This window comes from Peribacillus simplex (assembly GCF_030123325.1).
Lineage (GTDB): Bacteria > Bacillota > Bacilli > Bacillales > DSM-1321 > Peribacillus > Peribacillus simplex_D.
Window position 1 is genome coordinate 3,510,569 of record NZ_CP126106.1, and the last position, 25,010, is coordinate 3,535,578.

Sequence of the window (25,010 nt, forward strand, 5' to 3'; positions counted from 1 at the left end):
ATGAAAGCATTATAACTAATCAGAAATCAAAAGGTGCAGGTATAGTTGAGCATTCATATTTTCTCTCCTTCGGTTCTTCATTATTCAGATAATAATAATTCCCCCAAAAGATTATGTATAACCCCCCCTAATGTTTTGATTGACTTTATATAGTAAACTCAATCATTTATTAAGGATGAATTAGGTTACCCACATGTTTTTTCTTTTCTAAACTCTTTTCCTGAATTGTTCCAGTAACGCATGACTATGAAGAATGGAGATTTCAGGCTGATGATAAAACTTGTCTTAAGGGGAAAATCGGAGCATATGCAAAAGGAAGCAAGTTGCACTGTTAAATGTCCTCTTCCTTGTTTTTTCTTATAAACCAAACAACAATAAAAAAAGCGTTACTTACTGAGCAAAGTAAGTAACGCTTGTCTTCCAATCCTTACCCAAGCAATGATTAGTGGGTACTTTTTCACTTCTACGTTAACACAGGAACTATCTAATGGTTTAATTAGGATTCCCCATCATCAAAAAATGAATCAAATCCCCCATCAAAATCCTCTAGTGCTTCTTCAAACACTTCCTCAATATCAAAACCTTCCATCATCTCTGTAAATAGCATCGTCCCTAAAACACCCACTGCTAATCCACCAACCATTCCAGGTATAGCGTTTCCCATTTGGGAAGCGCGACCATGATGCTGGTTTGCGGAATAAGAGAAAGGCTGTGTAAAAGCATAAGGCTGATCAATAGCTTCCGATATATATTTTCCTAGTAGTTTTTCAAGTCCGGCTTCATGCTCAAGAACATTTTGATTTAAATGAAACTCACGTTTTGCTTCAATTTCCTTGTATCCGTTTTTACAGTCAACTTCCATCCAGACCCGGATACCTGATTCTTCATTGGCAAATCGCATTTCAACTTCATTTACTTGTCCCATGAATTGTTGAGTGGGAAAAAAAGCAAATTCCTGTCCATATTGGTCGAGTTTACCCGAGTCGGCTGTCTCGCGAAAACCTAATTGGGCCATTGCATTAAAAATGGCTTGGATAGAATTCTGAGGTTGGATGACTAGCCGGTCTACATCTTTGCGGTCAACCCCACCCTCAATATCAAGATGTGTATCCAGATAGTATGAGACAGTTCCCCTAGAAATAGGTATATTCGTAGGCAGGACGTAATGAAAAGGAATGCCCTTACGTTCATTGGGGTGAATACAATCTCGATTAATTAATGGTATATGGGCAACTTCCTTAGAAACGCTTCCTTGTTTTAATACCACATTCATCATAAGCCGGACAGTCAATTGATTAATTTTCTGTTCCACCTCACCACCTTGAATGACAACCTCCCCTTGAATGCTTTCTCCCGCTTGATAATTACGATTACCACATTGTAAATCTACAGTTGCGGCTCCTTTTCCTAAACTTGCTAAAATCTTTTTGAACATGCTTCCTCTTCCCTTCGAAATTATCTCAAACCGTCTTAAGAATATGTAAATAAAAAGTCGCGTAATAAGAAATGACAAGAAATCTATTCGCATTTCATGAAATTTCTTAATTACTCTTGATAGTAATACGTCGAAAAATGAAAATAGTTTCAAATGAATTTACTGCAGTAGGTGATTTCATATAATAAAGGAGTAGGTCCCCCCTTAAATGCATGCGCTTACATTTATTTTTGCATTGACACTTCTCTTTTTGTCAACAGTTCAGTTCATAATAAAAACGAAAGGCAACACTAAGATTTAAATAATTTCACTTCATTTAAATCTTACTGGGCAAAGGAATATTCCTATCTAAGATATGTAGAAATAACCGACTTCACTTAGTACTTAAAGGAAGTAAGAAACCATATTATAATTTCTTGATTAAGGATTGCAACTCATCTTGAAGGTTTCCTTTTGAAAAAGCAGAGTGAAGAATTTCATGAACAGTATTTAAGGAAATTTGTAGTTTTTCTTCCCCTAATCTAGTTAAACGTGTGTAAATACCTCGTCGGTCATCTTCGCATATTTGCCTTTGTAATACGCCGCAGCTTTTTGCTTCCAGTCTGACTACCAGCCTAGATATAGCACTCTGACTTAATCCTACCATCTCTTGTAATTGTTGCAGCCTCAACTGTTTTTCACTTGTTTTGGATAAAAAGTAAAGAACGTAAAACTCTTTTAACGAAAGGTTATGATTTTTTTGCAAGGCACTTTCCAGCTCATTCGTAATGCTCATTTGAATATTAGTAAGAGATAGCCAATTATCTAAATACTTCTTTTCTTGGTTGTTTTTCATGCACATTCCACCCTGTTCTATCCTTTATAATTAAAATTGATTATCTTCATTCAATTAAATAGTTCTAATTCATTAAAAATTAATTTTCCAAAGCTGATATTTAATGATCTAACTTTTTGACAAAGTACGGGCCATATTGGCAGTCTCCATGTTGTTAAATTGTTCTCTTCATTTTAGACGAGTTTCTTCTTTTTGTCTAAGTTTGAATTATTCCATAAAAAAAACAGTCAAAATGACTGCTCCTTTTTTCATGAATTCAGTGTAACTGAACAGGATCCAATTTCATTTCCACCCCAGTTTAGTGAAAGCTTGTCTTGGTCTGAAAGAGGGCCTACACCACTTGGAGTACCTGTAAAAATAATATCTCCTTTCCCAAGACCAAAATGCTCTTCTGTAAATTCTATAATCGTTTGCAAATCAAAAAGTAAGTCTTTAATATTTCCGACTTGTACACGCTCTCCATTTTTCAACAGGGAAAAATCCATTTGTTCACATGCTTCGACACCTGGAAACGGAATGAAATCACTAACAACAGCTGAATTTTTGAATCCTTTAGCCAAAAGCCAAGGGTGCTGTTTTTGTTTTAACTGTGATTGAACATCTCTAAGCGTTAAATCCAACCCAATGGCCATGCTATCTACTATTTCATCTACTTTCATTCCTGATTCGAACTGTTTTGCGATATGTATGACAAGTTCAGTTTCAAAATGAACGGAACCCTGATTACTCGGCAACGTGATCGACTGACCATTTGCTTCCACAAGTGAATGAGTTGGTTTTGAAAATAAAAAAGGGGAAGTTGGTATTTCATTATTCAACTCTTTTGCATGCAAGGCATAGTTTCGACCTACACAATAGATATTTTTAATGTCTTTCATCATAAAGCTCACTCTTTTCTTTTAAGAAATAAAAATTAATATTAAGAAGTATTTGCAAATTTCCTTAGTCATGATAATTAATACGGAGCCAATCTATCATACTCCGATTTAAGTATATTTTATATTTTTCTGACTTTTTATACAACTGTTAAACCTATAATAATGAAAGGTTAGACTGGATTCGCTTATGCTAAAACGGATTCGAATAAAATAGAAATTTTTCACTTCGTTATGTGGAACATAAACCGGATGTGATGCCTGCTCTTCTTTTTCCTTTATAAAGTGTTTAAACAACTCTCAGAACCAGATTTTTCATTTACACAAATAACAACGCCCCATTCTCTATTACCCTTCAGTTTTGTCGCTTTTTTTTGTCATCGAAAAAAGACGCATAGAACGCTACCCCTTTACCACTTTAGATCGACTGCATAATTCGTGCGAGTTCTTGTTCTAAAACTGCGGGCTCGTTTGCGTAATTGTAAATACCTAAAAACTTCTCTATAGCCTCTGGATGGGAACTGATTAGCTTGTTGACTGCTTCCTGTTGTTCAGATATGCGTTCATTCTTCGAAATTTGGCATCCCATGTGAAACCGAACCATAAACTCATCTTCTATTGCCTTTTGATATTCTTCAGACATTTGATTTGTTTGATCGGATTGTCCCTTATATTTTAATAGAATATTGGATAATATACGTGCTCCACATATAGCATCATGGATCCCCTGCGCCATGCCAGGATCTTTAAAACAAACTGCATCCCCAACCAATGCCCATCCTTTTCCCATTCCTTTATACCAGTAATTATCATATCCCATAATGCCTTTGACAGGTTCTACGATTTCTGCATTTTTCAAGCGTGCTCCAATTGTTGTATTAGGAAAATTATCGGTCAAGAGATTGCGTAGACAGCTTTCCGGATTTAATTTCAACCGTTCTATCCATTCCTTATTTTCTAATGGAAAAATGCCAACAACAACATATAAATCATCATTCGTCGGAAAAAGAATGGCTGTGTTATCTTTTATCTTGTATACTTCAAATTTAGGGACATCATCGTGGCGAAATCCAGAAAAATACCCAAAATAGATGCCGACTGCTGCCGGAATACTTATTTTAAGTTCACTTTTTACCAGCTTGCGAATAATAGAGGATCGGCCGTCTGCCCCGACTACCAGGCGAGCTAAAAATTCTTGTTTCTCGTAGTTGCCGTCTAAACCTTTCACGCCTAATACTGTTTCATCATCACGGATGACATCCGTCACACGAAATCCTTCTAAAACGGTTACATTCATTTGAGATTTGGCTTGTTCAAGTAGGATATGATCGAGGTAAGTTCTTCTAATACAATAACAACTGTCCTCTCCGTAAACCACAGGGATGAGACCTTCTATCACGGTATCCTCAAATTGAAATTTAATATCCCGTACCGGTGGTGCTTTTGTTTCCAGCAATTTGTCCAGGACACCCAATTCTCTAAGAAGAGCGACTGTATTATTGAAAAAGGTATGGGTTGATAATGTGTCCCTTGGAAAAGTCGATCGGTCCACTAACAACACATGGAAACCTGCCTTAGCAAGATAAATTGCCAGTGCAGAACCGGCACATCCAGCACCGGTAATGATGACGTCATACATCTTATTCATCTTATCACTCCATTTTCAAGTACAATTATTAACTTGCTTATCCATTGGCAGAGTTTGATAAAAATTTACTACATATCATAAAAGTATGGAAGTTAAAACAAAAAAAGTACAGAGAATTCCAAGGTCGATCTCATCTATGTTAAGGATCAATTTTTACTTCTTCTTATAGAACTCCCTCAGTTAATTAAGGATTTCATCGGTTAGAGTAATTACAAAGGCACTTCCTCAACCCCACTAGCATATACAAAAAAAGCATTTGGTATATTGTTTGCATCTTTAAAGCACCAAGTTGAAAAAACAGTCCATATTTCCAAATCGGTTTCAAGTAAAGTGTAATAAGTAGTGCTATTCTAGGATTACATAGTATGAAATTACATTATCAGGGAAAATTTTAAAAAGCCAGAATATAAAACCAACAATAATGAATAACCGTACAAAATAAAAAACCATAATCCTTTGTTGGAGATGCCCTTGATTGGTAGGTATAAATTCATTTATTTTGGCAAAAAAACTGCACCTCCAATTGTTAGATGTTGTCTAACAATTGGGGTGCAGTTCAAGTTGTTGGCTCTTTGATTTAAAAAGTAGAAGCTAAATCTTTTGATCGTGCTATGGCATTTTCTTTAATTTCTTGTGCTTTATCAGGCATTGCTGCATGTCCTTCAACGAATATCCCTTCAAAGGAAGGCACTCCGAAGAATTGCATGATGATATTTAGATATCGGTGGCCCATTTCCAGTTCAGCTGCTGGTCCTTCTGAATAAACACCCCCACGAGCTTGAATATGCAAGGCTTTCTTATCAGTTAAAAGACCAACTGGGCCTTGTTCGGTGTATTTAAATGATTTTCCTGCAAAAGCTACGGAATCTATATATGCTTTCAATACTGGCGGGAAAGAAAAATTCCATAAAGGTGTTACAAATATATATTTATCGGCGGCTATAAATTGCTCACATAGCTCCGAGAGTCGACTAACTTTTGCTTTCTCTTCGGTCGAAAGTTCTTCAAAGCCCTTTCCAGATTGAAGTTTCCCCCAACCACTGAAAACATCTACATCAATTTGAGGGATATTTTCTTTATAAAGGTCAATATTCACAATTTCATGGCTAGGATTTACTTCTTTATAAGTGTCAATAAATGCTTTTCCAACGGCCATACTGTAAGATTGTTTATCATCATGAGGATGAGCTGTGATGTACAATACTTTTGTCATTCTGTATCTTTCCTTTCTTTTTACATATTTGAACATTCTAGTTTGTCTTGGAGATTCAACATTTATACAATCACTCGAATACCTTTAATTGATATGTATAAAATTAAATCCGATAAATAGAAATTTGTTTTAGAAAGGTATTACCAAACTTTTTTCATACTCCCCATTGCTAAGATAAATCCGTTACCGCCGAGAGCGTAAAGCACAAAGTATTTCATGTTCCTCGTTTTCAATAATGGCAGCTACTACGTTGATAACTTTTTTCATGGAATCCTCCTATAGTGGTAATTCATTGTTATCATATCATTTTTATTTAAAGGAAATGTAAAAAGGTGTTTACCCATTTCTATTTTTGTATTTGTATAATCAAGTTATACAGTAATCAGAGGTAGCTTGATAAAGAGGCTATATTACGGAGGTGAAATATGAGCAAGTATGATGCTTTCTATAACTATTTGAAAAGCACCTGGTGGGCAAATGGAGGGTATATTCGATGAGGCAGGATGGAAAGTTCAAAGTGTAGTGTTAGGTGAGTATGTTGAATTTATAAGATGAAAATTTACGTAACGCGAACTAAAAAAAATGTAGAAGTGAATGTGGAGGCTGTTAATTAAACTATTAGGGTAAGGTAGGTAAGCAATTTTCTTGAATTAAAGTATGAGTGGTGGATTTTAATGAAAATAGTAAACAAATCACCAAAAAGTAACCAACGTTTACATTTGGACCTAATTAAAAATGGATGGGTTCCGATGAAAGAACCTAAGAATTTAATAAGTGCTATTTTGTTATCTATCCCTTTAATGATTGTCGCTGCCATTATCTCTATTGGGATAATAAATATCTTTTCAAATATTTCTTTAAGCGACTTTGGACTGACATCAAGTTCAATATCAATAACAATTAACCTAGGTATTATTTTTTTGCTAGTCTTCCTTTTAATACTTCACGAATTACTTCATTTGATTTTCATTCCTAATTTTATTAAATCAGAAAAAACATATGTAGGACTTACTCTTTTCGGGGGTTTTGTGATAACGGAAGAAGAGATTTTAAAATCAAGGTATATCTCCATTACAATTGCTCCCTTCATGATTATTTCAATAATTTTCCCATTAATATTAGGTGTATTTGGACTATTAACACCGCCACTGAAATTTTTGATAATTCTAAACTCAATGGCATCATCAGTTGATATACTTAATCTCCTACTTATAATTAAACAGGTACCGAATAATGCAATTCTGAAAAGTAATGGACCATACACTTATTGGAAAAAATCACTTAAATAAGAAAACTGTAAATAGAAAGTTTCCTTATTTTACAATATTCAGCAAAATATAAGTACTATTTGTTTTATACAAAAAGCTCGGTTAGTCAAAAAGCCGAGCTTTTGTTACTCTATTTTTTTCCATTTTTTAAAGCATTCATAATAACATTCGTAAATATTTTTCGAAGTTAACTCCTTCTACTTTAGGAATTTGCTCCAAGGAGGAATCATTGATAGCCTCTGTCAGGAATGCCACTGCGAGCTGTACGGATTTTTCTAGGTTCTCTCCACGCATCATGCTTCCCATAATCACAGATGCAAATAAATCACCAGTACCTGAATAGCTTTCACCGTTATACTGCGTCGCACTATAAAAGGTTCTACTTCCGTCCAAATACATATTTCCGATAAACTGCTTCTCTGAATCTGCTGACGGTGGATTCATTCCAGTGATGATAACCTGAGCTCCCGTTTCTTGCTGCAACATATTCCCGGCTTCTTCTATCGCTTTAATATAGTCCTCTTCGTTTGAATAGCTATGCAGCTTTTCATAAGACAATCCGGTTAATAAACAGCACTCTGTAACATTTGGTGTAATGACATCTGCACGCTTCACCAGTTCTCTCATAAGTACCAGTAATTCATCGGTAAAAAGTTTATAGACTTCTCCTATATCCCCCATTACTGGATCAACAAGTAAAATGGTTTCTTTTGTATAAAATTTATCTAAAAAATGGAAAATATTATTAATTTGCTCTTCACCAGTAACGAAGCCGGTATAGATTCCATCAAAGGTTACATTAAGCTTGCTCCATTCTTCTATGAAGTATTTCATTTTGGATGTAAAATCTTCACAAAAAAAACTTGGATATCCGGTTTGCGCAGTCAATATGGCCGTTGGTAAAGGGCATGCCTGCACGCCCATGACCGAAAGAACCGGAATTGCAGCTGTTAATGAACATTTTCCAAAAGATGATAAATCCTGTAGTACAGCAACTTTTTTCATAATAACCTCCATATGGCCTATCCACTTTAAACTTTATTTATCTTATCATAAATCAGCTAAAAACAGTCATCTCCTCTCTCTTTTCAATACGTATAATATCTGTATTTTTTATCAACTGACCTCATAGTTTTTTAATAAATTGACACTTTTATAGACACCAGTCTTTTGCTAAAATCATAGGAAAATTCTAGTTAGGAAGGTTTACAGATATGCAAAATACACAAAGTTATTCAAGGTCAAGTCAAAAAACTATGGATTTAATTATTACCGCAATGTTGATTGCACTTGTGTTCCTATCTACTTTCTTTTTGAATATTAAACTGCCAATTGCCGCAAATGGAGGGTTAGTTCATCTAGGAACAGCTATGCTTTTTATTGCATCTATTTTATTTGGTCCTAAAAAAGCAGCTCTTGCTGGTGCGATAGGAATGGGGTTATTTGATATAGTTGGAGGGTGGACATTGTGGGCACCTATCACCATTGTGGCGCGTGGTTTGCAAGGATATATAGTTGGTAAAATCGCTTGGTCAAAGGGTCGCAACGGTACTAGCATTGCTTTCAATGTAATAGCAACAATCGTTTCCATTCCATTTATGATAGCTGTTTATTATATTGGTGAAGGGATTCTATACGGTAATTGGATTGCACCTTTAGCTTCGATACCTGGAGATCTCGTTCAAAATATATTAGGAATTATCGTTGCCGTTCCAGTTTGTGTGGCTTTGAAAAAGGTTCCTTATTTTAAGTAAATTCGCTACAAAGGTAAACGTCAAGTAGCCCCCAAATACTACATGGATGGTGTATTTCGGGACTATTTTTTGTTTGCTTCCCTTTTTATCGGTACTCTGCATGCAGAGGGTAAACTAGATGACCACGGCAAGACTTTATCTATTTCTTTTTTATTCGTAAGATCCATATTTGGTAGCATTTCAAACAAATAGCGAAGATAATGATAGGGACTCAAATCGTTCTCTTTTGCTGTTTCAACCACACTATACATGATGGCACTCCCTCTAGCACCTCGCGGTGTATTAGAAAACATCCAATTTTTTCTCCCAATCACAAACGGCTTAATGGAACGTTCACTTCTGTTGTTGTCGATTTCTAAATGTCCGTCCAATAAAAAAGCTTCAAGATGATTCCATTGATTCAAACAATAAGTGATGGCTTTTCCTAGCGCGCTTTTTGGTAGAACGAGATCTTTTTGTTCATAAATCCATGCTGAAAAAAGGTCCAGAATGGGCCTGCTTTTTTCCAGTCGCTGCTCATATCGTTCTGTAGAGTCGACATGTTTTAGCTTTCTTTCGATAGAATAGAGTTGATTACAGAAATACAACCCTTCGCTCGCCTTCACCTTTTTTCCCTGCTGTGAATCAGGTAAAGCCTTTAAGGCTTCATCAAACTTACGTCTGGCATGCGCCCAACATCCCACAAGGGTGACATCCGGTACTTGATTGTAACCACTATATCCATCCACTTGTAAATAACCTTGATAACCCGTTAAAAAACGTTTCGGGTGTTCGCCTGCTCTTGTTGGTTGATAGTCATAGAGAACAATGGGGATATCATCTCGCCCTGTGCGATATAACCACCAAGCAGCTTTGGATAATCCACTTTCTTTAAAATCTTGGATGTGGGCTTCCCATTCCTTCTTTATAAGTTGTTTTGTCATAAAAAAACCTCCACATATAGGATGTAAGGAGATTATCTCATGCCTTATTTACAAATTGTAGGTGGGGAATATTTGACGCTTACTTACCGCCCATAAAACGGCAGATTAAGGAAGGTTTAAATCTTCTTTAAATTTGTAAGAAAGAGTATGAATTTTGGTTATGATATAACAAGACAATCCGGTTATTTAGGAGGCTTAAGAAAATGACGAATTCAATTAAATTTGATCTGCACACTCACCATGAACGATGTGGACATGCTATCGGCACAATTGAGGATTATGTAAAACAAGCCATTGAATACGGCTTGCAATATATTGGGATTTCTGATCATTCTCCATATTTCTATAGTGAGGACGACCATCTCTACCCGACTATTGCAATGGCAAAAAGTGAACTTGTCCCTTATATCGAGGAAGTACTTCGTTTAAAAGAAAAATATGAAGGTAAAATTCACGTGTTATTAGGAATGGAAAGCGATTTCTTCCCTGATCACATTGAAATCTACCGTGATCAATATCTTTTACACCCTTTTGACTACATAATCGGATCTGTTCATTATGTTCAAGACATTAGCATTTTTAAAAGAGGGCGTTGGAATGGTTTAACTTCTAAAGAACAGTCAGGATTAAAGGACAAATATTATGAATTAATACAGAAATCTGCAAAAAGCGGAGTGTTCCAAATCTTAGGTCATATTGATGCAATGAAAGGGTTTTATCCAGCCTTTTCTTCCATTGAGACAGACAGTATTGAAAAAACGTTAAAAATCATTGGTCAAGAAGATATCGCCATTGAGATTAATACCTCGGGAAAAACAAAAGATTGTGGTGGGTGGTATCCAGCTGATGACATTTTAGAACGAGCTCTTTTCTATAATGTGAAGGTAACATTTGGATCGGATTCGCATACACCTGAACGTATCGGCGATGATTTTGAACTAGTTAAGAAAAGACTAAAGGAGATCGGCTTTTCTGAGTGGGCTTACTTTGTTAACAAGCAAAGGATTCTCACTCCACTTTAACCTTCAGTCAATAGGATTAGAATTGGTTCCATTCGTTCAAGGATATGCAGTTTTATGCTAAAAATAAGGCACTTTTCGTAAAGATTGTTGTTTTTAAAACGAAACTATTAAGGTTGATTGGAGCGCAAGTGCGAGACTCCTGCGGGAGCAGCGGGACAGGCGAGCCCCACAGGCGTTTACGCCGAGGAGGCTCACCGCCCGCCCCGCGGAAAGCGAGCATCTGGAGGGGAAATCAACCACACCGCTTTACTTGGTAAATAGTATGCGAAAACAGCCAAAATAAAAAAAGCCGACCAATAAAAGGTCGGCTTCTTCAATTAATCTGTCCTTTTGTTTTAGGAAGAGTTCTCTCTTTCATTAAATAGCTGAAGCTGGTCTGTTTTAATTCCCCGGGGTCGCCTCGTTTACTGGCTGCTGAACTTGTACCTTGTCCCCTATTTCAATGGACAGCAAATCCTCACCTACTATAACTGTTCCTTCATATGCTTTTTTTGTTCTTTCGAGCAAATCAGCTTTTTCTTCAGTTAATCCTCCCAATAATACAATATGTGAGTACACTGCAAGTTTTGGCTGTATTTGGCTAAAGACTTTACCTGCTTCCTCAGGTGTAGTGTGAAGATCAAGGATATTGGCTATTGATTCTGAATCATTATCAGGTCTTGCAGCTGCAACCTCATGAATGACTGCGTCTGCACCTTTAGCAAATTTAATTAAATTTTCATTATAGCGGGTGTCACCCGAGAAGACTACTGAATGTCCTTTGTAATTAACCCGATAACCGAAAGCAGGCTCAATTGATTTATGGTCAACCTTAAAGGCTATTACTTCAATTCCCTTTTTTTTATAGACAATCCCCTCCTTGATATCATTTGCGACGATACTTGCTCCTTCAATGTTTCCATTTCCAGAATCATCTCTTGCATCCAAATCGGCTTTGAATGCTTTATTCATATGTAACATCATTTTCTCGGTTCCCTTAGGTCCCCAAACCTTAAATGCTTGCTCTCGTTTCCCTCCTGTTGGTAAAGAACCTGTAAGCTATACGTCTGGTAGGCCGATTGTATGATCCGAATGCAAATGAGTAAGAAATAACTTGTCAACACTGCCTGGTAGCATATTCATTTTATATAATTGTAAAGCAGTTCCACGTCCAGCATCAAAGAGGAGTTTATCATCACCAACTTCTACAAGTATTGATGGACCGGAGCGGGTTGTACTTAAAAGAGGAGAACCTGTTCCTAAAAGAGTTACTTTAAAGTCCGTTTGCTGTTCAGCTGTTTGGCCAAAAGAAGGAAGAAATAATGATAATGATAGAATTTTTGAAACTCCTAACAAAAAACCAAAAGAAGTATTCCTTATTCTTTTCGTCATAACAAAAACCCCCTGTCAGATTATTCCCCTAAATACATGGAAGAATAAACCACTTGTTTTGTATATAAAATATAGTTTCAGATTTCACTCCCACAAATTGAATATTACAATATTTATAATATTCAGTCAATAATACCCGAAGTAAATCCTGTATACTAATTCACCCTCCATCAAAACAACTCAAGCTGAAATTATTGGATTTCATATAGGGTCAATTGTTCATACTAAAGAGAAAATATCTGTTAAGAAGGAGCTTATATGACAAACAAAAAAAATAATAACCATAATCCAGCGCAACATAAAAGTCAGGTTAGTCGATTAACTAAAGAAGTAATGGAAGTGGATACAGATGTCAATGAAGATCCCAATCGGGAAAAATTATTAGATGAATCCGTTGACTCTTTTCTAAAATCGAAAGAAGGACAAGGGTATTAGACGAGGAATTGTGGTCGAGATTGTCTTGTTTTCAGGAGCGTTTTTTTTATTTTCTTTCTAATTCAAATGGGCCGCTCATGAAGCTTTGAGAGGCCCATTTTGTTTCTTATCACGAACGCTTTTCTTCTTGGGGTACCGCAAGCAAGCGTTGAATTATGATGTCTTAATGCACTAAAGCTCCCATTTGTTGAAAATGACGATATAATGTTAGTGGAATGATTGTATTCGCAAAAGGAGGTCCGTTTCTTGAATATTTTAATTTTGGGTGCAACTGGACGAGTTGGGGGGCAATTAGTTACTTATAGTCTCCAAGACAGACATCATGTTACAGTTTTGGTTCGCACTCCTGGGAAGATTGGAATGAACAATGCCAATTTAACCATTATTCAAGGTAATGTTTTAAATAAAGATGATATCGTACGTGCCATGCATGGGATTGATGTAGTTTTTAGTGCACTGAATACTGATGGGACAACCACTTTATCAGAAAGTATGCCACTAATTATTGAAGCAATGGAAAACGAAGGTATCCAACGAATTATTACCATTGGAACAGCAGGTATCCTGCAAAGTAGAACAACCCCGAATATTCTGCGTTATCAGTCACGTGAATCTAAGCAGAGGTCTACCCGCGCAGCGAAAGAACATCATAAAGTTTACGAAATGCTTAAACAATCAACACTTCAATGGACTATTGTCTGTCCTACATATTTGCCGGATGGAGAAAGTGTAGGTACATATCGTGTGGAAGGTGACTTTTTACCGGAGAATGGGGTTGAAATATCCGTTCCGGATACAGCAGAATTTGCATTTAGCCAAATAAAAACTAGTGATTATTTAAATTCACGAGTAGGTATTGCCTACTAAACATTCCTATTTGCATTACTCACTTGGAATCGTAGATGAAGTGAAGAAACCAGTACGTCCGCTTAGCCGGTTCAATTATCTTCGTAAATGTTCACAATCGCTGAACAATTGCCAAGAATATTTACCGGTTTCTTTTGGGCGAAGATTTCGCCCGTACCTTGTTCATGAACATTCCATTCCAATGTGCTATATTTCCCCTCCAAAAATAGCCACATTCTGCCTGTCAGGAGCAAACGCTAGCCCGTTCCAATTCAATACAGTCTGTACAAATCCCAGTGAGTCGGCATTGTACCTCCCCGCGATCCTCTGATATGCTTCGAGCTCATATATGCCATCCCTATTGTAATCAACCGGATATAAACCAGATAAAGGATTGACCCATCCTTCTATCGGCGCCTTCAATTCACCATCCTTGTTATAAATTTCAGATAAATATTCCTTATCCTTATAAGTAAGGTCAAGAATGTACCTTTCTTTTAGATAATCACTGTTCACCTTTGCTTTGTATTGGTTTTCATAATTAACAGCGTATTTATAGGTTTCATCGAATGCGTCTGAATTAAAAATGGTCATGAGTTGACCGTTAAGATATGAAAAAACATACGCATAAATGGAACCACCGCTTCCTCCTGTATCAATGACCACTAAAATGTCATCCCCTTTGTTACCTGTAAAATCACCAAGAAAAAGGGTCGGATTATATCCTGCGTTATTTTTCATGGGAACTTGTTCATATTGATTAGTCCTCCCATTTTGGATAACCAAAGTTACATTCCTCCAAAAGGGGCTACCAGGGGTTTTGTTTGCGGTAAGAAAAACATTGTCCTTTATCCCGTCCCCATCAATATCACCTTGCTTTGAGGTCACTGTGACTGTTCTGTACAAGTTCATTTCCCTTGCAAGAGCAGATTGAAGGCCCAATTGCATGTCTAGCAGCTCCTGCTTTGAAGGATAAGGATTTGGAAACGCCAAGGCGTTATCAATCGTTTGCATCGCTTCACTTGTTAAACCGGCCCTACTTTGAGTCTCAGCCAAACAGTACCAATAATAGGGGGCATTCGTTTCTTGTATTTTTGAGTAATAGTAATGAATCACTTTTCTGATATCATACGTTTCCAACTACATCCCACCTGTCTCTTTATTATCCATATGAATTATATGCGGGAATTTATTGAATAGCATTGTGTGCATATCTATTGCTGGAAACAACTATATTGTCCTTTTCAAATATATCACTCTAATTATGAATGATTTCGGGCATAATACCTTTTATACAAATTTTCGCTTGCATATATTTATTTAATTTGCTATTATAACTGACGAACGTTCGTTAAATTATGAGGTGATATTATTGAAAAGTAATGAAATTAAGGAAGCCGCTCTAAAATTTTTCACGATTCATGGTTATGAAGGAGCGTCCCTTTCTCTAATAGCTGAAGAAGTTGGCATGAAAAAGCAATCCATTTACGCCCATTTTAAGGGCAAGGATGATCTTTTTCTGCAAGTTTTACGTGATGCGAAAGAGACGGAGCTATCTTCGAAACTCCAATATTTCAGTAAAGTCGATTCAAAAAATCCTGAAAAAGATTTATATGGATTCCTGCAATTGGTCATCGATCTTTTCCAAAAAAATGAGCATATAAAGTTTTGGCTGCGTATGTCCTTTTTTCCGCCAGCACATCTTGAAAAAGAAATCGGGCAGGAAGTCATAGATATAGAGGAAAAGGTACAGGCAATCCTGGAATGTAAATTCCAGGATTGGATCAATGCCAAATTAATCGTCGAAGATGCAGCCATAACGCCAACCTATGCTTTCTTGGGAGTAGTGGATTCCATTTTGCTTGAGCTTGTATACGGCAATGATGAGAAACGGCTGAAGGATAAATTGGCAGCCTCTTGGAAAGTGTTTTGGAGAGGTATTTCAAAAAAATGATTCACAAAGAAAGTGGTGTTAACACATGAATAAACCAATTAAAGAACAAAAGGCGGTATTAATTATTCTTCTAAGCAATATATTCATTGCTTTTCTGGGAATTGGACTCATCATCCCCGTCATGCCGTCATTTATGAATATCATGCATTTATCAGGAAGTACGATGGGCTATCTTGTTGCCGTATTTGCGGTATCACAGCTTGTTATGTCTCCATTCGCAGGTCGTTGGGTTGACCGTTACGGCAGAAAGAAAATCATCATCATCGGCTTATTCCTTTTTGGTGTTTCAGAACTGATCTTCGGTATCGGGACAAACGTATCGGTGTTTTATTTATCAAGGATCCTAGGCGGAATCAGTGCTGCCTTTATCATGCCAGGTGTTACTGCATATGTTGCGGATATTACATCCGTTCAGGAAAGGCCAAAAGCAATGGGCTATATTTCAGCCGCCATTAGCTTGGGCTTTATAATTGGACCAGGGATCGGTGGCTTTGTTGCAGAATATGGTATACGCTTGCCCTTCTTCCTTGCGGCGGCCATTGCTTTTTTAGCATGCCTTTCATCAATATTCATTTTAAAAGAGCCGATGACAAAGGAACAGCTTGCGAAAGTTTCTGCAAATATAAAGCAAACGAACTTTATAGGCGATTTAAAAAAATCACTAAACCCGATTTACTTTATTGCGTTCATCATCGTATTTGTCCTCGCTTTTGGTTTATCAGCCTATGAAACTGTTTTTAGCCTATTTTCTGATCATAAATTCGGCTTCACGCCGAAGGATATTGCAATCATCATTACAATAAGCTCCATTTTCGGAGTTGTTGTGCAAGTATTCATGTTTGGAAAACTGGTGGATATTCTCGGCGAAAAGAGGCTTATCCAATTATGTTTAATCGTCGGTGCCATTTTTGCGGTAGCGTCTACCATGATTTCTAGCTTTTTGGCAGTTCTAGTGGTAACTTGCTTCATCTTCCTTGCATTTGACCTGCTTCGTCCGGCATTGACAACATTTTTATCAAAAGCTGCCGGGAAAGAACAAGGATTCGTTGCTGGAATGAACTCCACCTATACGAGCTTAGGGAATATCGCCGGGCCATCCATGGGAGGATTGCTGTTTGACGTAAACATTCACTACCCTTATCTTTTTGCTGCTGTCATTATCGTCATTGGCCTGGGCATTACAGTCATTTGGAAAGAAAACCGATTGACAGAAAGCTTAGCGAAATATTAATGTCCCGGATTGTAATTCCTTACTTCCCCAAAGCACCTTTCCTATTCGTGCTGGAAAACTCTCAAACTTGAAAAATGATATTCTACTAAAAAACCCCTTGTCCAAATTGGGCAAGGGGTTTAAATTATCCAGATAAGTCATTTTTGCTATTATTATTTAAGAGTGTGATTCTGTTTTATATTACTGATGATATACGCTCCAAATTAATTCTGAATTTATATCGATCTTTACAGTAGACAGATCTGACAACCCCAAGGGGTCGAATGGTATCCAGGATAATTCTTCGTTCTATCAGCAATATAGGTGAACCTTCGGCTACCTCGAGCATTTCCGACTCTTTTTTTGAGCGATGGAGGCTTCAATTTCCTGTCTGCCCTGCTGGATTTGTAAGCCAATTGGAAAAGAGCAGAAGGCACATCGATATTTGATGTGCTTCTGCTCTTTTTTGAATACCTGAAAATCATGGCGAACTATTCTATTCTATTTATTTACTGGCCTAGCAGCATGGAGACATACTTCACTTCTAAATATTCATCCATGCCGTAGTGTCCCCCTTCCCTGCCTAAACCACTTTCCTTCATCCCTCCAAAGGGTGCTTGGGCAGTGGATGGGGCACTGTCATTAATACCGACAATCCCATATTCAAGACTATCCGAATAGGCAACTGCCTTATTTAATGACTCGGTATACACATAAGCTGCCAGGCCAAAATTCGTGTTATTGGCCCGATCGATCGCCTCTTGATCGGTTTTGAATGTACTGACTGGCGCAATTGGCCCAAACGTTTCTTCCTGCATGCACAGCATATCATCCGTTACATTGGAAAGTATCGCTGGTGCGATAAAATATCCTTGTTTTTCATCGACTTTTGCGGTTTTATGGATGATGGCCCCTTTACTTGCAGCATCCTCTAATTGAAGCTGGACTTTTTTAACAGCGGCTCCATCTATCAATGGACCAAGATCGGTTCCTTCCATTCCATTTCCAACCTTCAAAGTTAAAACGGCTTCTTCAAAAGCTTGTAAAAACGTCTGTTCAATTGTCTCATGGACGAATATTCGGTTCGCACAAATACATGTTTGTCCAGCGTTCCTGAATTTCGATTGAATCAAACCATTTACTGCTTCTTCGATATTAGCATCCTCGGCAATGATGAACGGAGCCAATCCACCGAGTTCAAGCGAGACTTTTTTTACTGTTTCTGCCGCCTTTTTCATTAGATGTTTCCCTACAGGGGTGGAGCCAGTAAATGTGATCTTTTTAACACGTGAATCATTCATCCACACGTCTGACACATCTCCCGGTTTTTGTGTTGTTACAATATTTATCACACCGGCCGGAATGCCTGCTTCCTGCGCACTTTCAACTAATAGCAAGGCGGTCAAAGGCGTTTGTTCCGCGGGTTTGATGACTACGGTACATCCTGCAGCAAGGGCTGGCGCCACTTTCCTCGTGATCATGGCAGCAGGAAAGTTCCATGGGGTAATGGCAGCAACGACACCGACTGCCTGCTTTTGCACTAAAATACGCTTTGAAGCAACAGAGGCTGGAATGATTTCCCCATAGTTACGCTTTGCCTCTTCAGCAAACCATTTCACGAAACTTGAAGCATATTTCATTTCACCTTTTGCTTCGGCCAATGGCTTTCCTTGTTCCAGTGTCATGATCGTTGCGATTTCATCCAGCCTGTTCTCAATGATCGTGTACCACTTCTCAAGTAATTCGGCCCTATGATATGCACTGGTTTTCGACCAAGTCAGAAAAGCAGCTTGAGCTGCATCCACAGCAGCCTTTGCCTCTTTTTCGTCAGCGTCCGGAACATAACCCACAGGCTCCAATGTTGCTGGATTTTCCACTACAAAATGACGTTCTGTATGAATAGGTTCGCCGTTAATATAAATTGGCCATTTTTCCACAACTTTTTTCATCCTGCTTTAATCTCCTCTTCTTCTGCATGATCTGTAAAAGTCTTATCATTCTCACCTTTGAAAAAGTCCTTGCCATATAGAAGGACACATAATAAAATTCCCGCTGCAAACGCCATTCCAGCACCTTTTATAACAAGGATGGCGGCAACGACCCCTGCAATTCCCAGGTCACGTTGGCTCTTCGCCTGCATCACACCGACGCGTACGCTAACATATCCTTGAACCAAAAGCGTTAAGGCCAAGGCCACACCGAGAATTGGTTCAACCAAGCTGACTACCGGCAATAAGAATAACCCTGTATTCGTACCCCAACGGAACGAGCCAGCACCGCCGAAGAAAGAATTCATGGCTTTCTTGCCATTCTTGAACCGTTCCACAACCACGACCTGCATGGCTGCCCACAACGGACCGCACATCGTTATATCAGGTCCGATAAAACTCATGATCACATTTCGGCCGCCAAAAATTAAATGGGCTCTGTTTGGATTGTAGTCCACTTTTTCATCTTCCCTGACCTCATCGGATTCAGAAAGCAACGCTTTTGTTTTCAGCACATCCCCGAATACAACTAAATAAGTGGCAAAAACAGCTGGAATCGCACTCAAAAAGAAGGTCAAGGCAGGGAAACCTAAACCGAACACAGTATAGTCCGACCAAAGCGTAGCAAAGTCCGGACTGCTGAATCCCCATTGAATATCAGGCCATTTTGCTTCACCAAAAATAGGGGCTACAATGACCGCAAGCAAGATTGCTGGCAATATCCCTAAATTGCCTATGAATACCCAAACTTTATTTCGCATTTTTAACTTTCCGAAATTTTTCGAAAAAAGCAAGTAAAAGGCAAATCCGATACAAATGCTTATTGTATAAGGAAATAAATCGAACTTTCCACCCACTTCGAAAATGGATACGACAGCACCAATTCCTGCCCCTAAAATGATGCCTGATTTAATTGCATTCGGCACTAATCGTACGACCTTACTGGCTAGTCCGGTCATTCCAAGCACTATCGATAAAATACCTAATGTTAATTGAAATGCAACGAGTGCATAGACCCGATCAGGCCCTTCCGGAAATTGCCCGACGAACAATACAAGCAATGGAACCGCAGGTGTAATCCAACCTGGTATAACTGGGTCCCCGAGTAAATGATGTGCTAAATACAATAATCCATTCAAGACAACGACGGCCAGAGCTACATCAAAAGGCATCCCCAGATGGTCTGCAAGCAGTGTAATCGCTCCAAGGTCAACTGCACACATCAATAACCCTTGAACATAGTCAGGCCACTCGAAACGATAATGGACAAATGGAAGTCTAATTTTAAAAGGTCCCGCAGGTATATACGATGTCTCATCTCCGTAGCGACGGTTTTTCCATTTCATATTGTTTCCTCCACTTAAAAGCCATAGGCTGAACGGTAAATTTTTTCGATATCCCGAACGTTTAATGCACGGGGATTATTGCGAAGTAAACGGACTTGTTTGATGGCCTCGGCAGCCATTTCACTTAAAGCCGATTCAGGAATGTCAAATGCACTGAGTGACTCAGGTATATCAACGTAACGGCAGATTCGGGTCATCGCTTCTATAGCTTTATCCGCTGCCTCATCATCATTTAAATGATTGACTTTCTCTCCAAGTGCTTCGGCAATGTCTCGGAACCTTTCCAAACATGCAATTTTATTCCACTTCATGACAAATGGCAGTAATAATGAATTGCTGACTCCATGTGATAAATGGAAGCGTCCTCCAAGCGGATAAGCTAATGCATGGACAGCTCCAACACCGGCATTTCCAAAAGCTAACCCTGCCATTAGGCTTCCCGTGATCATGGCTTCCCGCGCTTCCAGATTATCTGGTGCAGCATAAGCCTTTGATAAATTTTTTGCGATCAACTTCATGGCCCCAATTGCCAAAGCATCTGTAACGGGCGAAGCAAATTTGGAAATATAAGCCTCTACCGCATGGACAAGTGCATCCACTCCGCTCGCAGCCGTCACACTTGGCGGGCAAGTCAGCGTCATGACAGGCGATACAATCGCTACATCCGGTAAAAGATATGAACTAACAATTCCCTTCTTCACCTGTTCTGTTTTGTCCGATAAAATCGAAATATTCGTCACTTCAGACCCGGTTCCGGCCGTCGTCGGTATGGCTATTAAAGGCAAACCCGGAACTTCAATCAAATTCGTACCGAAATATGTCTCGATGCTACCTGAATTTGTAGCCATGACGGAAGAGGCTTTCGCAATATCCATAGCACTTCCCCCGCCTACCGCAATCAGTCCATCATGATTTCCCTCCCTGATAGCCCGTACACATAGATCAACGATTTCTATTTCCGGTTCAGGATTCACATCCGAGAAAATACCGTATGCTGATGAAAGTAGATCCTCAACCTTTTGCACTGCCCCGGCATCCAGTAAAATTTTATCTGTAACTATCAACGGATTTTTCATCCCTAATCGCGTAACCTCATCAGTCAGCTGCTGTAAAGAATCTGATCCTGTCACCAATTTGTTAGCCATTGAAAAAATTGAAATATTCATAGTCATCTCCCCTTTCATGTATTTATTAATGCAGGAATCATGCCAAAGTGAAAACGCTTAATTTATAAGGGGGATAACCTTTTTTTTGCCGATAACAATAGAAATAATGAGTAGAAATCAAATCAAAAAAACTAATTCGATTCGTTTTCTAATCGAATGTGAAATTTTTTCATTTTTTGCACCAAAGCGCTTTGACTGATATCCAAAGAGATGGCCGCAGCCCTTGTAGTCCCATATTTTTTCATCGCATTCAGGATCAGGGATCGCTCCAGCTCGGAAACGGCATCCTTCAATGAATGTTTTGTAGGTTTTTTTGATATGACCGGCTGGATGAAAGATGGTAAATTAGGCAAATCAATCGTATCATCATAAGTCGTGACGACCAGACGCTCTGCAAGACTTGCGAGCTCACGTATATTACCAGGCCACGAATAGTTCGTCAGCCATTCATAGCATTCCGGTGTCATCTTTTTCTTTTCATTATATTTTTCATTGAATTTTTTCAAATACATTTCTAAAAGTGGAATCGTTTCTTCCTTTCGCTGGCGTAAGGGCGGGACTTCAAATGATACGATATTAAGCCGGTAATATAGATCTTCCCGGAAAGACCCCTCTTGAACGAGGGAGGCAAGATCTCGATGAGTGGCTGTAATTAGCCTGACATCCACCTCTTTCATTTCGGTAGAACCTACTCTCATAAACTTGTTTTCTTCTACCACTTTCAAAAGTTTTACCTGTAACTCTAAAGGTAAATCCCCAATTTCGTCCAAAAATAACGTGCCACCATTCACTTTCTCGAAAATCCCCATTTTCCCATTCTTAAGGGACCCAGTAAATGCCCCTGGTTCATATCCAAAAAGTTCAGATTCCACCAAGTTCGCCGGGATGGCTCCGCAATTTAATTCAAGGAAGATTTTTTCCTTCCTGGTGCTTTTGGCATGTATGTACTTGGCGATTAAACTCTTCCCTACTCCCGTTTCCCCCTGTAACAAGATCTTCGCATCCGTTTTAGCTACTTTATCTGCCAGTTTAAATAAGGGAGTTGTAGAAGGTCCAATGATTATTTCTTGTAAATTGACCTGTTCCGAGCCAGGCAATAATTGAGAAATAGGTTGGAAAGATAGCTTTTGGCTGTCGATCGTGTACTTCATCCGGATTAATTCGGTAATATCCCTTACACTATTTATGACAAATATGACTTCATTCTGTGGCGATAGAATCGGTGTGGCCGATACGATAATCTTTCTTCCATTTCGAATTCTTTGTGTCAAGGTAACTTGATTCTTCGTCAGGATTGAGTCCAATGAAGCAGAAACCGATATCATACCCTGCTCAATTAAATAACTCATCGGTTTTCCGATAATTTCCTCTTCCCTTATTCCGGTAATACGCTGATAAGCTTGATTGATGAATAATGTCGTTCCAGCACCATCCGTGATATATACGCCATCATACAGGGCATTAAATACTACCCTGCATAAATCACTCTCAAAGAATGCTTGAAATTGTTCATATGGTATTGAATAATTGCGTAAATTTTGCAGCGGTGCATTCACAGTAATGAAATGGGATATAGGCTTCGTCAAATCACTCTGCTGCACTGCCGCAGATAACGCCTCTATTGTCAAAAACCCAATGAAATCTTCTGAATCATCCAAAACTTCCACTTCAGTGCTTCCTATGGGAAAACATGATATTGCTTCCTCCACTGTCATATCCGAATAAAACTTAGTCATCAATATCCACTCCTAACCTGATCCCTTTATGATACTATGTATAAATGCTTCACCGGTAAGACAAATCAATCCATATATGCTATTTCTGATTAAAGCGATAAATATGCATCGGAATGACACTTTCATCATACCAATGGTGTTTTTTATGCTCAAATCCATTTTCACTCACCAAAGGAAAACTCCCCCATTTGTTGTTTAGGATGAAAACTGCGCAAAAGCTAATTCCTTTGGACCACCATTATTTATAAGCTTAAGAACAATTTTTTGAGGGTTTTAAAAAGTTTCTCTGCCAAAAAACCTAATCCGTATTTGGATTAGGTTTTTTGACTTGCACAATTTGAACGTTGATTTCCGCTCCAGGCACTCGCTTTCCGCCGGCGGTTGGGGAGCCTCCTCGGCATGCGCCTAGGGGGTCTCCCCTAGACGCGCTTTTCCCGCAGGAGTCTTCGAACACCCGCTCCAATCATATGCTTAATTTGGGAACCAGCCTACCGGTTTTACATCGAGATTAATGTTGATCTGCTTAATTTCCTGATATTCATCCAAGCCGTATTTTCCCAAACTGCGTCCAATCCCGCTCTGTTTGTAACCGCCCCATGGCGCCTCGACATATGTTGGATGATAATCATTCACCCATGTAATCCCTGCACGAACTTTCTTGATCACACGCAATCCTTTTGCGCCATTGTTAGTGAAGACGCCGCCTGCAAGACCGTAGTCTGTATCATTTGCAAGTTTAATAGCTTCTTCTTCATCTTTAAACTTTTGAATGACAACGACTGGACCGAAGATTTCCTCTTGTACGATGCGCATGTCAGGTGTTACATCGGTGAAGACAGTCGGTGCAATGAAGTATCCTTTGTCAAGGCCGTCATCAACAAGACGGTAACCTCCTGCTGCAAGTGTCGCACCTTCCTGTTTGCCGATTTCAATATAATTTAAAATGCTATTCATCTGCGCTTCACTGACAATTGCCCCCATGTTGCTGTCTTCTGCAAGACCAGGTCCAACCTTGATTTTATTTGCGCGTTCCACATAGCGTTTTACATATTCATCATAAATGCTTTCTTCAACCAGGATGCGGCTACCTGATGAACATACTTGGCCTGCACCGAAGAAGATGCCAAATAATCCGTAATCTATGGCTGTCTCTAAATCTGCATCAGCAAAAACGATGTTAGGTGATTTACCGCCAAGCTCAAGGGAAATTTTCTTTAAGTTGCCCGCGGCTGCTTTCATGATAGTACGGCCAACATCCGTACTTCCCGTAAATGATACTATGTCAACGTCCTTGCTTTCTGCAATGGTTTGACCGACAACTGTGCCGCGGCCCATCACCATATTAGCCACACCTTTAGGGATGCCGACTTCCTCCAGGATTTCAAATAATTTCATTGCTGTTACAGGTGTCACTTCAGCCGGTTTATATACAATGGTGTTACCCGCCGCAAGGGCCGGTGCGATTTTCCAGACACTCATTAGAAGAGGGAAATTCCAAGGTACAATCAAACCGGCTACACCTACCGGCTCACGAACGACCATCGCTTGCACGGGAGCGGGAACTTGATAAGTTTCCCCTTCTGGATGAAGGATCAAACCAGCGTAATAACGGAAACACGCGGCTGCATCGGCAATATCGAAACCTGCCTCTGCTTTAAGTTTCCCGTTGTCCAATGTTTCAAGAATCGTTAACTCTTCCGCACGTTCATCAATTTTATCAGCGATTTTATATAGGTAGGAAGCTCGCTCCTGTGCCGTCAGTCCTGACCAGATTCCACTTTCAAAAGCTGCTTTCGCAACTGAGATTGCCCTTTCTGTATCTTCCTTGGTGGCACGCGGAGCCCTTGCAATGACTTCCTGTGTTGCAGGATTGATTACCGGGATTACTTCATTTGAAGATGTGGACTGCCACTTACCGTCGATGTAATTTTTAAGTTCTATAACTGCCGTTTCTAAAATTGTCATGTTTTTTGCCTCCGGTTTTC

General features: G+C 38.9%; 20 protein-coding genes and 3 pseudogenes. 7 read left to right on the forward strand and 16 right to left on the reverse strand.

The window, feature by feature from the left end; translation table 11 throughout:
• Positions 1 to 496: 496 nt before the first annotated feature.
• The 5 genes from QNH43_RS16525 to QNH43_RS16545 all read right to left on the reverse strand — a co-directional run bounded on the left by QNH43_RS16525 (position 497) and on the right by QNH43_RS16545 (position 6,006).
• The gene (locus QNH43_RS16525) at positions 497 to 1,435 is read right to left on the reverse strand and encodes a sporulation protein (protein ID WP_283914966.1); all 939 of its coding nucleotides are present in this window, start codon (positions 1,433 to 1,435) and stop codon (positions 497 to 499) included.
• A 406-nt stretch (positions 1,436 to 1,841) separates the two neighbouring features.
• Complete coding sequence (locus tag QNH43_RS16530; protein WP_076365940.1) at positions 1,842 to 2,270, reverse strand: MarR family winged helix-turn-helix transcriptional regulator; 429 nt, start codon at positions 2,268 to 2,270, stop codon at positions 1,842 to 1,844.
• A 248-nt stretch (positions 2,271 to 2,518) separates the two neighbouring features.
• The gene (locus tag QNH43_RS16535; RefSeq protein WP_283918384.1) at positions 2,519 to 3,148 is read right to left on the reverse strand and encodes a fumarylacetoacetate hydrolase family protein; all 630 of its coding nucleotides are present in this window, start codon (positions 3,146 to 3,148) and stop codon (positions 2,519 to 2,521) included.
• Positions 3,149 to 3,563: 415 nt separating this feature from the next.
• A complete protein-coding gene (locus tag QNH43_RS16540; RefSeq protein ID WP_283914967.1) occupies positions 3,564 to 4,793 on the reverse strand; it encodes an NAD(P)/FAD-dependent oxidoreductase in 1,230 nt (409 codons plus the stop codon).
• A 577-nt stretch (positions 4,794 to 5,370) separates the two neighbouring features.
• The gene (locus QNH43_RS16545) at positions 5,371 to 6,006 is read right to left on the reverse strand and encodes an FMN-dependent NADH-azoreductase (RefSeq protein ID WP_283914968.1); all 636 of its coding nucleotides are present in this window, start codon (positions 6,004 to 6,006) and stop codon (positions 5,371 to 5,373) included.
• A gap of 674 nt (positions 6,007 to 6,680) precedes the next feature.
• On the opposite strand from QNH43_RS16545, the gene QNH43_RS16550 reads away from it, so the two are divergent.
• Positions 6,681 to 7,295, forward strand: coding sequence for a DUF3267 domain-containing protein (locus QNH43_RS16550; RefSeq protein WP_283914969.1), 615 nt, complete (start codon positions 6,681 to 6,683; stop codon positions 7,293 to 7,295).
• Between the two features lie 135 nt (positions 7,296 to 7,430).
• Here the strand turns inward: QNH43_RS16550 and QNH43_RS16555 are convergent, their stop codons facing one another.
• Positions 7,431 to 8,279, reverse strand: a complete 849-nt coding sequence (locus QNH43_RS16555) for a pyridoxamine kinase (protein ID WP_053346497.1) — start codon at positions 8,277 to 8,279, stop codon at positions 7,431 to 7,433.
• 209 nt (positions 8,280 to 8,488) lie between these two features.
• Between QNH43_RS16555 and QNH43_RS16560 the strand changes: the two genes are divergently transcribed.
• Positions 8,489 to 9,028: an ECF transporter S component gene (locus QNH43_RS16560; protein WP_096340597.1), complete on the forward strand. Its 540-nt coding sequence runs from the start codon at positions 8,489 to 8,491 to the stop codon at positions 9,026 to 9,028.
• 62 nt (positions 9,029 to 9,090) lie between these two features.
• Here the strand turns inward: QNH43_RS16560 and tnpC are convergent.
• Positions 9,091 to 9,900, reverse strand: a pseudogene (tnpC, locus tag QNH43_RS16565) (IS66 family transposase); the annotation flags it as partial.
• Between the two features lie 254 nt (positions 9,901 to 10,154).
• Here tnpC and QNH43_RS16570 point away from each other — a divergent pair.
• Positions 10,155 to 10,973, forward strand: a complete 819-nt coding sequence (locus QNH43_RS16570) for a histidinol-phosphatase (RefSeq protein ID WP_283914970.1) — start codon at positions 10,155 to 10,157, stop codon at positions 10,971 to 10,973.
• 381 nt (positions 10,974 to 11,354) lie between these two features.
• Here QNH43_RS16570 and QNH43_RS16575 read toward each other — a convergent pair.
• Both QNH43_RS16575 and QNH43_RS16580 read right to left on the reverse strand, forming a co-directional pair.
• Positions 11,355 to 11,963: pseudogene (locus QNH43_RS16575) on the reverse strand (MBL fold metallo-hydrolase); the annotation flags it as partial.
• A gap of 48 nt (positions 11,964 to 12,011) precedes the next feature.
• On the reverse strand, positions 12,012 to 12,344 hold the full coding sequence (locus QNH43_RS16580) for an MBL fold metallo-hydrolase (RefSeq protein ID WP_283914971.1): 333 nt from the start codon (positions 12,342 to 12,344) through the stop codon (positions 12,012 to 12,014).
• A gap of 258 nt (positions 12,345 to 12,602) precedes the next feature.
• Between QNH43_RS16580 and QNH43_RS16585 the strand changes: the two genes are divergently transcribed.
• Entirely contained in the window at positions 12,603 to 12,779 is a 177-nt protein-coding gene (locus QNH43_RS16585) for a hypothetical protein (RefSeq protein WP_283914972.1), read from the forward strand.
• A gap of 246 nt (positions 12,780 to 13,025) precedes the next feature.
• Complete coding sequence (locus QNH43_RS16590; protein WP_283914973.1) at positions 13,026 to 13,646, forward strand: NAD(P)-dependent oxidoreductase; 621 nt, start codon at positions 13,026 to 13,028, stop codon at positions 13,644 to 13,646.
• A 186-nt stretch (positions 13,647 to 13,832) separates the two neighbouring features.
• Here QNH43_RS16590 and QNH43_RS16595 read toward each other — a convergent pair whose 3' ends face one another.
• On the reverse strand, positions 13,833 to 14,573 hold the full coding sequence (locus tag QNH43_RS16595) for a YybI family spore inner coat protein (protein ID WP_283918385.1): 741 nt from the start codon (positions 14,571 to 14,573) through the stop codon (positions 13,833 to 13,835).
• Positions 14,574 to 14,997: 424 nt separating this feature from the next.
• Here QNH43_RS16595 and QNH43_RS16600 point away from each other — a divergent pair, with 424 nt between their 5' ends.
• Complete coding sequence (locus QNH43_RS16600; RefSeq protein ID WP_283914974.1) at positions 14,998 to 15,579, forward strand: TetR/AcrR family transcriptional regulator; 582 nt, start codon at positions 14,998 to 15,000, stop codon at positions 15,577 to 15,579.
• 25 nt (positions 15,580 to 15,604) lie between these two features.
• The gene (locus tag QNH43_RS16605; RefSeq protein WP_283914975.1) at positions 15,605 to 16,810 is read left to right on the forward strand and encodes an MFS transporter; all 1,206 of its coding nucleotides are present in this window, start codon (positions 15,605 to 15,607) and stop codon (positions 16,808 to 16,810) included.
• 175 nt (positions 16,811 to 16,985) lie between these two features.
• On the opposite strand, the pseudogene QNH43_RS27845 reads toward QNH43_RS16605, so the two are convergent.
• The 6 genes and pseudogenes from QNH43_RS27845 to QNH43_RS16630 all read right to left on the reverse strand — a co-directional run.
• Positions 16,986 to 17,144, reverse strand: a pseudogene (locus QNH43_RS27845) (UTRA domain-containing protein); the annotation flags it as partial.
• Between the two features lie 154 nt (positions 17,145 to 17,298).
• Positions 17,299 to 18,738 carry an NAD-dependent succinate-semialdehyde dehydrogenase gene (locus QNH43_RS16610; RefSeq protein ID WP_283914976.1) on the reverse strand — a complete coding sequence of 480 codons (1,440 nt, stop codon included), beginning with the start codon at positions 18,736 to 18,738 and terminating at the stop codon, positions 17,299 to 17,301.
• On the reverse strand, positions 18,735 to 20,123 hold the full coding sequence (locus tag QNH43_RS16615) for a solute carrier family 23 protein (protein ID WP_076365900.1): 1,389 nt from the start codon (positions 20,121 to 20,123) through the stop codon (positions 18,735 to 18,737). The genes QNH43_RS16610 and QNH43_RS16615 overlap by 4 nt, the downstream gene beginning before the upstream one ends.
• Positions 20,124 to 20,137: 14 nt before the next feature.
• Positions 20,138 to 21,289, reverse strand: a complete 1,152-nt coding sequence (locus QNH43_RS16620; RefSeq protein WP_283914977.1) for an iron-containing alcohol dehydrogenase — start codon at positions 21,287 to 21,289, stop codon at positions 20,138 to 20,140.
• Positions 21,290 to 21,420: 131 nt separating this feature from the next.
• The gene (locus tag QNH43_RS16625; RefSeq protein WP_283914978.1) at positions 21,421 to 23,025 is read right to left on the reverse strand and encodes a sigma-54 interaction domain-containing protein; all 1,605 of its coding nucleotides are present in this window, start codon (positions 23,023 to 23,025) and stop codon (positions 21,421 to 21,423) included.
• Positions 23,026 to 23,496: 471 nt separating this feature from the next.
• Positions 23,497 to 24,990: an aldehyde dehydrogenase family protein gene (locus QNH43_RS16630; protein WP_283914979.1), complete on the reverse strand. Its 1,494-nt coding sequence runs from the start codon at positions 24,988 to 24,990 to the stop codon at positions 23,497 to 23,499.
• Between the last annotated feature and the right edge of the window lie 20 nt (positions 24,991 to 25,010).